The 13,959-nt window shown below is 38.9% G+C and carries 13 protein-coding genes; 1 reads left to right on the top strand and 12 read right to left on the bottom strand.

Annotation, left to right across the window (positions count from 1 at the left end; all coding sequences use genetic code 11):
* Positions 1-7: 7 nt before the first annotated feature.
* The 4 genes from BUR11_RS20595 to BUR11_RS20580 are packed head-to-tail and all read right to left on the bottom strand — an operon-like array spanning position 8 to position 6,231.
* Complete coding sequence (locus BUR11_RS20595) at positions 8-1,621, bottom strand: hypothetical protein (RefSeq protein WP_074226909.1); 1,614 nt, start codon at positions 1,619-1,621, stop codon at positions 8-10.
* Positions 1,614-2,774 carry a DUF4249 domain-containing protein gene (locus tag BUR11_RS20590; RefSeq protein WP_074226908.1) on the bottom strand — a complete coding sequence of 387 codons (1,161 nt, stop codon included), beginning with the start codon at positions 2,772-2,774 and terminating at the stop codon, positions 1,614-1,616. The genes BUR11_RS20595 and BUR11_RS20590 overlap by 8 nt, the downstream gene beginning before the upstream one ends.
* A complete protein-coding gene (locus BUR11_RS20585; RefSeq protein ID WP_074226907.1) occupies positions 2,774-5,512 on the bottom strand; it encodes a TonB-dependent receptor in 2,739 nt (912 codons plus the stop codon). Before BUR11_RS20585 ends, BUR11_RS20590 begins: the two co-directional genes overlap by 1 nt.
* Positions 5,509-6,231 (bottom strand): hypothetical protein, encoded by a 723-nt coding sequence (locus BUR11_RS20580; RefSeq protein ID WP_143186097.1) that lies wholly within the window; start codon positions 6,229-6,231, stop codon positions 5,509-5,511. Before BUR11_RS20580 ends, BUR11_RS20585 begins: the two co-directional genes overlap by 4 nt.
* 109 nt (positions 6,232-6,340) lie before the next feature.
* On the opposite strand from BUR11_RS20580, the gene BUR11_RS20575 reads away from it, so the two are divergent.
* Positions 6,341-7,252, top strand: coding sequence for a sugar phosphate isomerase/epimerase family protein (locus tag BUR11_RS20575; RefSeq protein ID WP_074226905.1), 912 nt, complete (start codon positions 6,341-6,343; stop codon positions 7,250-7,252).
* On the opposite strand, the gene cysM is transcribed toward BUR11_RS20575, so the two are convergent.
* The 8 genes from cysM to BUR11_RS20535 form a co-directional block, all read right to left on the bottom strand.
* On the bottom strand, positions 7,249-8,127 hold the full coding sequence (gene cysM / locus BUR11_RS20570) for a cysteine synthase CysM (protein ID WP_074226904.1): 879 nt from the start codon (positions 8,125-8,127) through the stop codon (positions 7,249-7,251). The two genes, BUR11_RS20575 and cysM, sit on opposite strands and share 4 nt — an antisense overlap.
* Positions 8,114-8,959, bottom strand: a complete 846-nt coding sequence (gene epsC, locus BUR11_RS20565; RefSeq protein WP_074226903.1) for a serine O-acetyltransferase EpsC — start codon at positions 8,957-8,959, stop codon at positions 8,114-8,116. The genes cysM and epsC overlap by 14 nt, the downstream gene beginning before the upstream one ends.
* A 23-nt stretch (positions 8,960-8,982) precedes the next feature.
* Positions 8,983-9,528: a hypothetical protein gene (locus BUR11_RS20560; RefSeq protein WP_074226902.1), complete on the bottom strand. Its 546-nt coding sequence runs from the start codon at positions 9,526-9,528 to the stop codon at positions 8,983-8,985.
* Positions 9,509-9,796 carry an FtsB family cell division protein gene (locus tag BUR11_RS20555; protein ID WP_074226901.1) on the bottom strand — a complete coding sequence of 96 codons (288 nt, stop codon included), beginning with the start codon at positions 9,794-9,796 and terminating at the stop codon, positions 9,509-9,511. Before BUR11_RS20555 ends, BUR11_RS20560 begins: the two co-directional genes overlap by 20 nt.
* A 98-nt stretch (positions 9,797-9,894) precedes the next feature.
* Positions 9,895-11,175 (bottom strand): phosphopyruvate hydratase, encoded by a 1,281-nt coding sequence (eno, locus tag BUR11_RS20550; protein WP_074226900.1) that lies wholly within the window; start codon positions 11,173-11,175, stop codon positions 9,895-9,897.
* A gap of 21 nt (positions 11,176-11,196) precedes the next feature.
* Entirely contained in the window at positions 11,197-12,294 is a 1,098-nt protein-coding gene (gene carA / locus BUR11_RS20545) for a glutamine-hydrolyzing carbamoyl-phosphate synthase small subunit (RefSeq protein ID WP_074226899.1), read from the bottom strand.
* Between the two features lie 118 nt (positions 12,295-12,412).
* Positions 12,413-12,946 carry a 50S ribosomal protein L17 gene (rplQ, locus tag BUR11_RS20540; RefSeq protein WP_074226898.1) on the bottom strand — a complete coding sequence of 178 codons (534 nt, stop codon included), beginning with the start codon at positions 12,944-12,946 and terminating at the stop codon, positions 12,413-12,415.
* Positions 12,947-12,952: 6 nt separating this feature from the next.
* Positions 12,953-13,942, bottom strand: coding sequence for a DNA-directed RNA polymerase subunit alpha (locus BUR11_RS20535; RefSeq protein WP_074226897.1), 990 nt, complete (start codon positions 13,940-13,942; stop codon positions 12,953-12,955).
* Positions 13,943-13,959: the final 17 nt, after the last annotated feature.

Below are 13,959 nucleotides of genomic sequence, written 5' to 3'. Positions count from 1 at the left end.
CTACCGATCAATTGACTTCGAGCACTTTTGTGTAAGTGCCCTGATCGGTCTTGATGGTAACTAGAAAACTTCCTTTCAATTCAGGAATAACTATTTCTACCGCATCATTGGAGCTTGAAAGTTGAGGGACTTCGGACCAATAAAGAATCGTCCGCCAATCCATCATTTGATTTGTTTCACTGAAAGGTTCAAACAAACTTATTGCTGAAGTTATTTTTGGTTGAATCCCTGCATACTCTAACAAAATACCATTAGTTGGGATTGGGTATCCTCCAAAATCATTCTTATAGGAAGAAAAGCTCATCACCCCTGGAAATTCCTCCTCATTCAAATAAAAGGTCCTCGATAAAATTTCCAATGTTTTAAATCCTTTTGGATCAAAAGCAGCGAGCTGATCTGAGTCAAATACTGGCATGGCATCAACCAACATGAGTGGATTGGAATCAAAAGCAAAAGACCTGATTTCATTAATTGATCTAAATTCCTTCTTTTTTTGAACAGTTTTTACCGAGATTTCAGGAACATATTCTTTTATAACTGTCTCCACAGTTTCAAAACGGGTGTAATCGTCTAGCTGATAAACCCGATCCTCGACAAATCCAGTCACTACCGGTGCATCTGAAGAATTAAACTCATGCGAAAAATACCCCTCAACTTGACCACCTTTTAGCAATTCCTTTAAGTAGGGTTCATCCGACGGAGTAATTTTCAAAACGGGAAACTCAAAACTTTTCTTGAAATGAGTTCTAGGGGCTGGAGATACTATGGTGAAATCCAGCAAACTCTTATTTCCATTGGCTTGGGCTACCAAATAATCCCAGTTCTGCATTCCTCCTGCATCAAAAAACATCGTTCCATCTGGATCAGGCCTATCTGTAAATAAAGCAGATTTGTCTCCATGAACAGAGATATAATAGAGCTGAGTAGTATCTACTTGACCCGGTTCTACTTTGGCTTCAATTATATGTCCAAAAAGCTCTGGAACTATCAATTTTGGCTCTAGGGATTCATAAACCTCAGAAGACTTTAATTGATGTTGGATTGATAAAAATGGATTAATCACCGCCACACTCAGCTCTCTTACGTTTTCATTTCCTTCTAACTTGACCGAAATTTTCCGTCCAGGACTCCTCTCAATCGATGAGAAGCGTATCCGATCCTCGTCCTTAGGTTGAAATACCATAGATTCTGATCTTTCCTCCACCACCGCAGGAGGAGCTAACCTATTAAATACAGTAATCAGCTGCTGAGACATTCCGGACTCTAAGTCCTGGTAGGGGCTAACTCTTGTAAAAACCCTAAGTAAATAATGATCGGAAGGTAAACTTTGAGGGAGCTTCAAAAAATTAAAGCTTGCTCCTTTCTCCAATGGCATCTTGGCTATTGCGACGGATTCATTGTATCTGTTGAGCAATTCCGCATAAACAATTTGAGATTCTTCCTCTTCATTTCCTTGCTCCACTTTACTAGACACCCAAATTCTTTCTCCTCCGAAGTAAATGTTTTTTGGAATGGAAAAATGAACCTGTTCTCTTCCTGATTGGGCATAAATTTTTACCGATCCTACAACGAACCATAGTACCAGAATAATCCCAATTTTGACTATTTTCAACTTATTCATCCCAAAAATCCGGCTTAACATTGGTTCCTCTCAAGGTGCAATCCGTGCATCTTCGTTCTGCTTTTCTAAAACCAATTGGATCATAACAATTTTCACAAAAAATCGGAATTGCAGGTGTATATCCCCCTGACATAAACGCAGACTCATATTCATCAACAAAAATCGTATCCTGCTCTGCGATACAGCCAAAGTACTCAGGAACATCTAATCTCGGCCAAGGTAGAATATCTTGAAACCCAATAAACAATCTTCTTTGCTTCACTGTACCTAAACTTAAGTATCCCACCACTGGGGCATTTGGGTTTTGATCATTCTTGATATTCCCGCCTATATTCGAAGGCAAAGGGCTAAATATGGAACCTAAGTCATCGGTGTTTTTCCTCATGATTTCCCAAAAATCAGAAGCGCCTTTGTCCAAAGCCTTTTGAGAAATCAAGATGCTATACCTCACCGTTAATCGTTCGTCCCCAGTCGGAATCTGATTGATCGTTTGTCTGAACACAAACTGATCCTCAAAGCGAGAAGAGGTTTCCAAAATCAAATCAGCATTGCTCAACTCACGATAGCATAAATCTGTTCTCAAATCATTGGAGGCCAATACCACGGTTTTTAATTCAGGATCGTATCGATAGGCAGTCGCGAGTTTAGGGCGGAAAGCATAGGTCTCTTCAAATGTCCAAAGAAAATCATCTGCATTCTCATCCCCTTTGGTAGTGAGGAATACCTCCACTCCTTGTTCATATTTATCAAATCCCACATCAATAATCTCTGGGGTCAAAATCGGTTTGATCCATTCAGAAGAATAACTATTCCCGTCTGTAGTGAAGATTCTCAGTCTATAATTTCCATCTTCAGGAATGTCATAGGCAAATTCAAAAGTCCCCTCTCCCAAGGAGTTTAAGGGAAATTGTTCTCCTCCCTCTGACTCTAAAAACACCTCTCCCGAAGGAAAAACGATCTGGTTGAAATCTTCATCTGATTGGATATTCCGGGTGTAGCTTAAATTCAACAAGCTTGGCAACCCTTCTGTGTCCAAATATCCCTCTACCACCAAAATTTTGATATCTGTAGGCTCAATTTCAGGATCGTAGGGTTCTCTACACCCTACCAAGAGCATTATTAAACCCAGAATTATATGGATATTCTTTTTCATCAAAACCTGAAATTATAAGTGATAAATGGAATTGGTTTTGCGAAAATAGAAAGCTGATACCCTCTCAATTTTCCTCCTTCAGGTACATAATACACTGAATACGGATTACTTCTTCCTAGCAGGTTATACACGCCAAATGACCAAGAGGCATGTGCCAGTTTATTTACTTTATGGTTTCCCTCCAAATTGACGGAAAAATCCATCCTGAAATAGTCAGGTATTCTGTATGCATTTCTTTCGGAGAAATATACCCGCTCAGACCCTGCATAATCAAATTTGGAAATTGGCAAGGTGATCGGTCTTCCCGTACTATAATTTAGATTTAGGGAAGTATTGATCCTTTTACTTAACTCATAATTTGCTACCAAAACCAAATGATGGGGTTGATCAAAATTGCTAGAGTAAAATTCTCCATTATTTATTTTTTCCACACTGGGTTCATCAGAAGTCCTTAACAATGACCTAGCATAGGTATATGCCAATGTGCCTTTTAAATCACCCGTATTTTTCTTTAATAGAAACTCCACCCCATAAGCTTTACCCTTGGAATTCAAGACGTCCTGTTCGACGGAATGATTAAGAACGATTTTAGCTCCGGACCTATAATCCAGTAAATTATTCATATATCGATAGTAAACTTCTGTGGAGAATTCCAGCATATTGTTTAGTAGATTTCTATAATAGCCAACTGAGCCCTGACCTCCTGTTTGCGGCTTAATAAAAGAGTCACTTAATTTCCAGGAATCAGTCGGGGATATAGCAGAAGAATTGGACAATAAATGAATATTTTGTCTCATGGTATTAAACCCTAGCTTAACCGAGGATCTGTTGTCCAAAATATACCTAGCAGAAACCCGAAACTCAGGACCATGGTATGTTTTTACATTTTCTCCACTTCCATAGGTCTTTTCTCCAATCACATTACTTTCGGTGATAGGTGCTCCCTCCACATATTCATTGATGCTCAAAGGCCCCAGCAACTGATAGAACATGTACCTACCGCCATAACTCAGTGATAGCTTTTCATTGACAGTAAATTCATCCCCAAAATAGACGGAAATCTCTCTCGCATTCTCTTCTTCTAATTCATCTAATATGACGATAGACTCTTCTCCATATGGTTGATTGATTCCTGGATTAATTGAGTACTGAATCGCATGGATCCCATATTTTAAAATATGGCTTTCATTCTTCCTAGACTCGAAGTCGGCCTTTAAATACAATTGATTGATATCGAAGCTATAATCAAAGGCGTTTAATGGATTATCTTGCCCAATAATTCCAAAATCATATCGATCTGTACCAATCGTAAATCGACCTTCCAGATGATCATTAAAATAATGTCTCCACCCTAGAGAAAGGTTTAAATTCTGATAGGAATAGGTAGTATCTGGGTCAAACCTAAAATCATCTTGACTGATATACCCTGTAAATTCTATGAAATTCTTATCGTTTACTTCATGCTGGATATTAGCATTGATATCATAGAAAGAAATTTTGCTATCATTGAAATCGGCTTCGTCTTCCAATAGTTTCAATGCCCAATCAGAATATGTTGTTCTCCCTCCTAGGATAAAAGTAGTTTTCTCATTTATTGGACCCTCCAAGCTTAACCTACTGGTCAATATTCCAATCCCTCCAGAGCCACCAATTTTGTCCTTTCGCCCATATTTGGGATCCACTTGCAGGACAGAAGAAAGCCTCCCTCCATAGTTTACTGGAATGGAGCCTTTGTATAATTCCACTCCTGACACCACATCAGCATTGAAGGCAGAAAAGAATCCAAATGCATGAGTTGGATTAAAAATCGTAGAATTCCCATAAAGTATTAGATTTTGATCTGCAGCACCTCCACGAACATTAAAACCGGTGGTAGCTTCGCCTACCGTATTCACGCCCGGCATCGTCAAAACCCCTCTTAACACATCCACTTCTCCCATCACTGCTGGCAAACGTTTGACATCAGCAATGCTAATGGATTGAACTCCCATATCTAATTTATTGATATTGGATAATGCTCCTGAACTGACAACCACTTCATCTAAAGAAAGAATGGTTTCTTCAATACTCATGTTTAGTACCCCATCCCCTTTCAGGTCAATTTGCCTTTGCTCCTGAAATCCACCGATATTTTGTACCCATATGGTATGTCGCCCCTTTGGCAAAGTAAGTTGGTACTTCCCATTTCTATCCGTGGCAACTTGGGTAAAATCTACTTTTTCAAGAACAATTGCCCCGTTCATAGGATTTCCAGATTCAATACTGGTTACTACACCAGAAAGTGTGGCTGTGCCGGATTCAGGATTATCAGTAGCCTTCCCTATTACAAACAATTTATTCTTATCGAATTCACCTAAAGAATCCCCAGCATTGACTATACGATCTTGTCGGTCTTGGATATTAAAGTATTCACTAGGAAAATCTATTAAAATCCGACTGCCTTTTGTTACCCAAATCCTGTTTGAACGATCAATGGAATAGGTTAATCCAGTATTCAAAAAAATCTCATCCAGAACCAAACGGACCTCTGTATCGGTAACCTGAAGGTTAATTTGAATGTCTGCTACGTCTGCCTTCTTATAATAAAATGTGTAAGGGGTCTCAGCTTCTATTTTCTCTACAAATGCATCGAAGGACATTCCCAAATATATTCCCGTCAATTTTACAGCTTGATTTGTTTGGGACTGGACATTCCATGAAATAAAAAGTATCAAAAGGGCAAAGTAGATTTTCTTCATTTAAGCAATCCATTAAAACCTTCTGACTTATTTTCTCTTAAGTTCGCCAACTCAAGAATATATCGTTCCTTCTCCAAGGCAAAAAACAAGTCCTTTGCTTTCATATATTTTTTCACTTCTTTTTTTTGAAGCCCTAGACTTTGTATGGCTTGTTTTTTCTTTCTAATAGGCACAAAATCATCGTTGTACCAATAAAAGTATTCCTGATCCTCCACGTATTTATAAGGATATTTCCCTACTTCCTTGGTGGGTTCTATGGTTTTATAATGTTTGATGAGCACTTTAACTTTGCCATCTTTCAAAACTTGATAAAATCCATTCCTGTGATAGGTATATTTTTCATTTCCCTGAAACCTTCTAAAAAGATGATCTTGATCTAACTGAAACTCTTGAATCTTTTCAGCTTTGATCAATATTTTTTGTTTATAAATAGGGTGAAAAGTCACCACTTCATCTTCTGTTTCATCATAGAGCAGTTGAACATCAGTATAGCTAATTTGATTGATGGATAATACCCCCTCTTCAAAATTCCTCCTTTCAAAATAAGGATGTCCCTCATAATTCAGTGGAGATTCTCCATATTGTCCTCCTGTTATTAATTCTTGGAAATAGGGCAGTTGCTCTTTATATAGTGAAATAAATGATTGTGTCTGGGCAGAAATTTTTGCAGCCCACATAAAAAGTAAGACGAATGGAATAAAAAATTTTATTTTTAGCATAAGTTCAATACGATACTAAATCCAATTAGATTCTATTTTGTAGGGAATCTAACAGACGGTAAAAAGGAAAGATAAACGGATTAATTAAAGAATTAAAGATAAGCCTAAAATGAATAGACGAAACCTTCTCAAAACCTTGGCCCTTGCACCAGCGGTTCTATCCACCACTGCAACCCAGGCTAAAACCGATAAAATCAAAAAAACAACATTTAACTATTGTTTAAACACGAGTACTATACGTGGTCAAAAATTAAGTTTAAAAGAAACCATTGAGACTTCGGCAAGGGCTGGCTTTGAAGGAATAGAAATATGGATATCAGATATTGAAGGTTATTTGAAGGAAGGAAACAGTCTTTCATCGTTGAATTCTCTTTTAAAAGATTCTAAGCAGATTGCTTTTAATGCCATTGGTTTTGCACCTTGGATGGCTCAGGATGCCGAAAAATCCAAACAAGGCTTTCTACAAATGGAGAAAGAAATGAAAATGCTTTCTGAACTCGGATGTACCAGAGTAGCTGCTCCTGCTATAGGCGCTGAGGGAACAATTGACGTGCAGCAATCTGCTGAAAAATATGCTCAATTAATTGAATTGGGTAGAAAAACCGGAGTAATGCCTCAATTAGAATTCTGGGGAGCATTCGGCCCTTTTCATAACCTAAGCCAATGCCTTTCTGTAGCCGCAGCTGCCAATGATCCTGATGCTAAAATATTACCTGATGTCTATCACTTGTATAGAGGTGGCTCTGGCTATAACGGATTGAAGTTACTTGGACCTGATGCTTTTGATATTATCCATGTCAATGACATTCCATCTGGAAAAGCAAGGGAAGAATTACAAGATAAAGACCGAGTATATCCTGGAGATGGAATAGCTCCTTATTCCGAAATTTATTCCACTTTAGATTCAATGGGGGGTACTAAAATTCTTTCCTTGGAACTATTCAACCCCAGCTATTATCAACAAGATGCTTTACTTGTTGCCAAAACAGGATTAGAAAAGACCAAAAAAATCTTTGGTTAACCAAACAAGTCCGAGCTTAGATAACGATCTCCCCGGTCACAGGTTATACAAACGATTACTCCTTCTTCCAAGGTTTTAGAAAGTTCGATGGCGGCGTGTAATGCGCCACCACTACTCATACCAGCTAAGACCCCCTCTTCCTTGGCCATTCTTCTGGTCATTTCAGTGGCTTGATCTTGACTTACATCGATTACCTGATCCACTCTAGAGGAATCAAATATAGCTGGCAAAAATTCTGGAGACCATCTTCTGATCCCAGGTATACTGGATCCATCTGTGGGTTGGGTTCCTACAATTTGTACCTGGGGATTTTGCTCTTTTAGATACATGGAAACCCCCATGATGGTACCTGTAGTCCCCATTGCCGAAACAAAATGGGTGATTTTCCCTTGGGTATCCTTCCAGATTTCAGGCCCAGTGGTTTTATAATGTGCTAGATAATTATCCTTGTTCCCGAATTGATTCAGCATATAATATCCTTCTTCCGCGCTCATTTTTTCAGCAAGAGTTCTGGAATACTCGATGGTTTGAGCAGCAGGAGTCAAGATTACGCGAGCTCCATACGCTTCTATAGAAAGTACCCGTTCTCGAGTGGAGTTATCAGGCATTATCAACGTCATATCCAGGCCCATCACTTTGGCAATCATCGCCAAAGCAATCCCTGTATTTCCACTGGTGGCCTCTACTAGCTTATCTCCTTTTTTGATATCTCCTCGATCCAATGCCGATTTGATCATATTGTAAGCCGCACGATCCTTTACGCTCCCTCCGGGGTTTTGTCCTTCCAGCTTACATAAGATTTTTACTTTGGGGTTAGTTGGAATAGCCTGAAGCTCTATTAAAGGGGTATTTCCTACTAATTCAAATAACTTCATTGTTATCATTTTTGAAGACATACATATCTGTCACTTCACTGCCAGTATGGTACATCTGGGTCTGGTAATATACTTTGCTTCCCGCTGGAACGCTTTTAGTGAGCCACACATTTCCACCAATTACACTATTTGCTCCAATAATAGTTTTTCCTCCTAAAATTGTGGCTCCTGAATATATGATTACATGATCTTCGATGGTGGGATGCCGTTTCTTATCCGCATCTTCCTTATTTACGCTCAGTGCTCCTAAAGTAACTCCTTGGTAAATCTTCACATGATCACCAATAATGGTAGTTTCACCTATCACCACTCCTGTACCATGGTCGATGCAGAAGTGTTGCCCTATGGTTGCTCCAGGGTGAATTTCTATCCCAGTTTTGCTATGAGCATATTCAGTAATCATCCTAGGGATCAAGGAAACTCCTAATTTGTGTAATAGGTTAGCAATTCTATAAGCTGCTATGGCATAAAAACCCGGGTAGCTTCTTAAGATTTCCGTCCTGGATTTTGCGGCAGGGTCACCTACGTATATGGCATCAACATCTTCATGGAGATAATCATAAACAGTATTTAAAGACCTGAAAAAATCATGAGCAATCTGGTCCCCATCTCCAGAATGCAAATTATTGTTTCTAGATAAAATGGATGCCAATGACCTTTCTAGAATAGAAAATTTGGCAGCGATTTCAATCTCCTCTTTGAACCTTGTATGGGCAAATTCTGGAAACAAAAGACCCAATAACTCTCTGAAAAACTCCTGAATTGCTTTTGGAGATGGACAGTCAGAGCACTTTTTATTAGCCTCGAAAATTTTTGAAATGAAGGAATCCATAGAATGTGATTTAGCCCACTTGTTTAGAGTACAAAACCAACCCTAATTACATAAGGTTCACCATAGGGTGATCTTAAGTTGTCATGAAGGACATTATAAAGAAAAGTAAAGTTTGCTCCTCCCCTTGGTCCAAAAGGTGCAAAGTAGCCACCTCCTAAGAAAAGAGAGTTTGCCCAAATTCTTTCAAACCGGTCTTGGAGAATATTATAATTGTCAAAATTGATAGATTCAAATTCTGCCTGAGTGAAAATATTTGGCAGCACATTATATCTTGAAAACACTCTTCCACCATACGATGAGGTTTCACCGCCAATGTATCTTTTATCATTAAAATACTGATAGGTAATTCCAACCCCAGATGAGAACCTAGGAGTAATCATCACTCCAACCAAGGGAGATAAGTCAAGTAGGGTAACTGAACCAAACTGCATCCCGAAATTACCTCCAAAGTATAATCTATCTTTGAAAGGAATGGAGTCTTGATATATTTCACGCTGCGCATTGGCAGCAAAATGCAATGAAAAAACCAGAATAAATGCGAGCAGTATTTTATTTTTCAACAATGACATAGAGATCTTCAGTCTTCTTTTTCATGAGATATTTTTCACGTGCAAACTTCTCTAAAAGTTCAGGATTACTCATTAACTCCTCTCGTTCCGCTTTAATTATCTCTTTTCTTTCTTGATAAAACTCCTTTTGCTCGTTCAATTCATTCAGTTTTCCACTCAACCTGAATTGATTAACCACATTGTTAGAATCGATAAAAAACATCCAAAAAATAAAAAAGAGCATTCCGAGCACATAAAAATTTTTCGTGTATTTGAAATATTTACTCATGGTCTAATTTATAGAAGAATTAATTTTAACAAGGTACAAAAATGATGCAAAAAAAAAGCAGTCCCCAAAAGGACTGCTTTCTGTAGTTTATAGAATACTTATTTCTTCTTAGGGAAATACGCTGTATCAGCAAGCAATTCTTCGATTCTCAACAACTGATTGTATTTCGCCATTCTATCAGAACGGGAAGCTGAACCAGTTTTGATTTGACCGCAATTACAAGCTACTGCCAAGTCCGCAATGGTAGAATCCTCAGTTTCACCAGATCTGTGGGACATCACAGCAGTAAACCCTGCTTTATGAGCCAAGTCAATTGCGTCCAAAGTTTCTGTCAATGTACCGATTTGATTTACTTTGATCAAGATAGAGTTTGCAGATTTTTCTTCAATACCACGCTTCAAGAACTTCACGTTGGTTACAAATAAATCGTCTCCTACCAACTGAACTTTATCTCCAATTTTAGCAGTCAACATAGCCCATCCTTCCCAATCTTCCTCGGCACATCCATCTTCGATAGAATCAATTGGATACTTTTCAGTCAATTCAGCCAAATAATCCACTTGCTCAGCTCTAGATCTAGCTTTACCAGTATCTCCTTCGAATTTCTTATAATTGTAAACGCCATCTTCAAAGAACTCAGAAGATGCGCAATCAAGTGCAATGGTAATATCAGAACCCGCTTTGTAGCCCGCTTTTTCGATCGCATCCAAGATACAACCTAGCGCCTCTTCCGTACCACCAGAGAAGTTTGGAGCAAATCCACCTTCATCCCCTACTGCAGTACTCAAACCTTTGTCGTGAAGAATCTTCTTTAAATTATGGAAGATCTCAGCACCCATTCTCATCGCTTCAGAGAAGGTTGGAGCTCCTACAGGACGTATCATAAACTCCTGGAATGCAATAGGAGCATCAGAGTGAGATCCACCATTGATGATGTTCATCATTGGAACAGGGAGAGTTTTGGCATTTACTCCACCTACATATCTGAACAAAGGAATCCCTAAATCGTCAGCTGCAGCTTTAGCTACGGCCAAGGAAACTCCCAGGATCGCATTTGCACCTAATTTTGATTTGGTATCAGTTCCATCCAATTTGATCATCAAGTTATCGATCCCTCTTTGATCAAAAACTGATTCTCCGATCAATTCGGATTGGATAATTTCATTCACATTTTCGACTGCTTTTAAAACACCTTTTCCAAGGTATTTACTTTTGTCGCCATCACGAAGCTCTACGGCCTCATTAACACCTGTAGAAGCACCACTTGGTACTGCTGCACGGCCAAAAGCACCAGAGTCTGTAAGTACATCTACTTCAATAGTAGGGTTACCTCTGGAATCTAAAATTTGTCTCGCATGAATTGCTTGTATCAACGTCATAGTATAAAAGGTTATTGAGATTTAATTTTTGTTTATTAAAGAAATAAAGTCGTCAAAAAGGTAGCGCGAATCATGAGGTCCTGGAGAGGACTCTGGGTGATATTGCACGGAAAAAGCAGGCTTATTTTTAAGTCTGATTCCTGCTACGGTATTATCATTCAAATGAACGTGCGTGATTTCCACTTCTGGATTACTCTCAGAATCTTCTCTGGATATATTAAATCCATGATTTTGAGAAGTAATTTCACTTTTCCCTGTATTCAGGTTTTTAATAGGGTGGTTTAGACCTCTATGTCCATGGTGCATTTTATAGGTGGAAATCCCTACTGACTCTGCCAAGATTTGATGTCCCAAACAAATTCCAAAAACAGGTTTTCCAGTATTTAAAATATCTTTTGTGGTTTCCACAGCATATTCCATTACAGCAGGATCACCAGGCCCATTAGAAAGGAAATAGGCATTAGGTTTCCAGGCTTCCATTTCTTCCAATTTAGTCTTGGCGGGGAATACTTTACAGTAAACACCACGATCAGAAAGATTTCTTAGAATGTTTTTCTTGATTCCAAAGTCAAGGCAGGCTACTTTGATTTCGGAGTTTTCATCCCCAACAAAATAGGGCTCTTGGGTACAAACTTGAGAGGAAAGCTCTAAACCATCCATATTGGGCACTTTCTCCAATTCAGCCTGTAAACCTTCTATGTCTCCTTCAAATTCTGAACTGATAATCGCATTCATCGCTCCTTTGGAACGAAGGTGTCTCACCAATTTTCTGGTATCTACGTCTGCGATTCCAGTTATTTTATTTTCAACAAGGTAGTCCTGTAAAGAACCAGAAGCATCAATTCTTGAATAAATATCAGAGAAATTATTCACTACAATGCCCGCTACTGTTGGGAAATCGGATTCAACCTCTGAATCTATCACCCCGTAATTTCCTATATGCGGAGTGGTAGTAACCACAATCTGTCCAGTATAGGATGGATCGGTGTAAATCTCCTGATATCCAGTCATACCAGTGTTAAAGCAAATTTCGCCGCCATTGGTACCGGCGTTTCCGATAAGTGTGCCATGGAACACTGTTCCGTCTGCTAAGAGTAAAGTCGCTTTTTGTCTAATCATTTTCTAGAAAGTTGCCCAAAGTTAAAGATTTATTGGTAAGGAAAATAAATGGATGGGGTATAAAAAAAGGATTGAACGAAAGTCCAATCCTTTTTTATTGTCAAAGTCGTTGATCAACTTATTTTTCTTCAGTTTCACCTTCAGTTGCATCAGCAGAAGCTTCTGGAGCCTTAGGCTCTTCAGATTTAGCTTCAACAGCTGGAGTAGCAGGAGCTTCAGCAGCAGATTTACCAGAACCTCTACGAGATCTTCTAGTAGTCTTCTTAGCTGGTTTCGCATCCTTCAACATTAATTCGTTAAAGTCAACTAGCTCAATGATACACATCTCGGCATTATCACCTAGACGGAATCCAGTTTTGATAATACGAGTATATCCTCCTGGACGTGTACCAACTTTAGAACTGATTTCACCGAAAAGAGCGATGATAGCATCTTTGCTTTTCAGGTAAGAGAATGCAATTCTTCTGTTATGAGTAGTGTCTTCTTTGGCTCTTGAAACCAATGGCTCCACATATTTCTTCAATTCTTTAGCCTTGGCAAGCGTAGTTGAAATACGCTTGTGAAGAATCAGGGAAGTAGCCATGTTGGAAAGCATAGCCTTCCTGTGAGCGGCTTTCCTACCAAGGTGGTTAAATTTCTTACCGTGTCTCATCGTTATTTATTCTTCATCAAGTTTATACTTAGAAATATCCATCCCGAAGGTCAGACCTTTCTCTTGGATAAGTTGCTCAAGCTCCGCGAGAGATTTCTTACCGAAGTTTCTGAATTTCATCATATCTGAAATTTCAAGTTTGGCAAGATCTCCAAGAGTCTTCACATCAGCAGCTTTCAGACAGTTGAATGCACGAACAGAAAGATCTAGATCGCCCAAAGATGTCTTCAACAATTTTCTCATGTGTAAGAACTCCTCGTCAATTGGCTCTGGTTCAGCAACTCCTGTAGAGTCAAGTACCATAGTTTGATCAGAGAACAACATAAAGTGTTGGATCAGGATTTTAGCAGACTCCTGAAGTGCTTTCTCCGGGTGGATAGAGCCATCAGTAGATACTTCCAAGATCAACTTTTCAAAGTCAGTTTTCTGTTCAACACGGGTATTCTCAACGCTGTACTTTACATTCTTGATAGGAGTAAAGATTGCATCGATGGCAATTTGCCCGAACACCTGCTCTTTTGGTTTGGATTCTTCAGCTGGTAGATATCCTCTTCCTTTCTCGACCATGATCTCAATCTCAAAGTTTTTAGACTCGTCGATGTGACAAATCACCAAATCTGGATTTAAGATTTCGAAAGAAGAAGTGAACTTAGCAATGTCCCCTGCAGTGAACACAGACTGATTTTTGATTTCCACAGTGATTTTACCATCGAAAGCCTCATGAACTTTCTTGAATCTCACCTGCTTTAAATTCAAAATAATATCGGTCACGTCTTCAACAACACCTTCGATGGTAGAAAACTCATGCACCACTCCAGGAATCTTAATGGATGTGATGGCATAACCCTCCAGCGAAGAAAGCAAAATTCTTCTTAGGGCGTTACCGATAGTAACTCCATAGCCTTTTTCTAGTGGTTTGAAAGTAAACAAGCCATGGAAGTCATCGGCCTTTTCCATCACCACTTTTTCGGGCATTTGAAATGCTAGTATGGACATATATCTTGTTCTTTTTT

The organism is Algoriphagus halophilus, assembly GCF_900129785.1.
Taxonomy (GTDB): domain Bacteria; phylum Bacteroidota; class Bacteroidia; order Cytophagales; family Cyclobacteriaceae; genus Algoriphagus; species Algoriphagus halophilus.
The sequence above is the reverse complement of the archived record's forward strand: the minus strand, read 5'-3'. Positions and strand labels throughout refer to the sequence as shown.

Excerpts from the sequence above, each read along its gene's own strand:
- BUR11_RS20590 (WP_074226908.1), bottom strand. The coding sequence starts at position 2,774 with ATGAAAAAGAATATCCATATAATTCTGGGTTTAATAATGCTCTTGGTA.
- BUR11_RS20585 (WP_074226907.1), bottom strand. The coding sequence starts at position 5,512 with ATGAAGAAAATCTACTTTGCCCTTTTGATACTTTTTATTTCATGGAAT.
- BUR11_RS20560 (WP_074226902.1), bottom strand. The coding sequence starts at position 9,528 with ATGTCATTGTTGAAAAATAAAATACTGCTCGCATTTATTCTGGTTTTT.
- BUR11_RS20555 (WP_074226901.1), bottom strand. The coding sequence starts at position 9,796 with ATGAGTAAATATTTCAAATACACGAAAAATTTTTATGTGCTCGGAATG.
- carA (WP_074226899.1), bottom strand. The coding sequence starts at position 12,294 with ATGATTAGACAAAAAGCGACTTTACTCTTAGCAGACGGAACAGTGTTC.
- eno (WP_074226900.1), bottom strand. The coding sequence starts at position 11,175 with ATGACGTTGATACAAGCAATTCATGCGAGACAAATTTTAGATTCCAGA.
- BUR11_RS20580 (WP_143186097.1), bottom strand. The coding sequence starts at position 6,231 with ATGCTAAAAATAAAATTTTTTATTCCATTCGTCTTACTTTTTATGTGG.
- BUR11_RS20595 (WP_074226909.1), bottom strand. The coding sequence starts at position 1,621 with ATGAATAAGTTGAAAATAGTCAAAATTGGGATTATTCTGGTACTATGG.
- epsC (WP_074226903.1), bottom strand. The coding sequence starts at position 8,959 with ATGGATTCCTTCATTTCAAAAATTTTCGAGGCTAATAAAAAGTGCTCT.
- cysM (WP_074226904.1), bottom strand. The coding sequence starts at position 8,127 with ATGAAGTTATTTGAATTAGTAGGAAATACCCCTTTAATAGAGCTTCAG.
- BUR11_RS20575 (WP_074226905.1), top strand. The coding sequence starts at position 6,341 with ATGAATAGACGAAACCTTCTCAAAACCTTGGCCCTTGCACCAGCGGTT.
- BUR11_RS20535 (WP_074226897.1), bottom strand. The coding sequence starts at position 13,942 with ATGTCCATACTAGCATTTCAAATGCCCGAAAAAGTGGTGATGGAAAAG.
- rplQ (WP_074226898.1), bottom strand. The coding sequence starts at position 12,946 with ATGAGACACGGTAAGAAATTTAACCACCTTGGTAGGAAAGCCGCTCAC.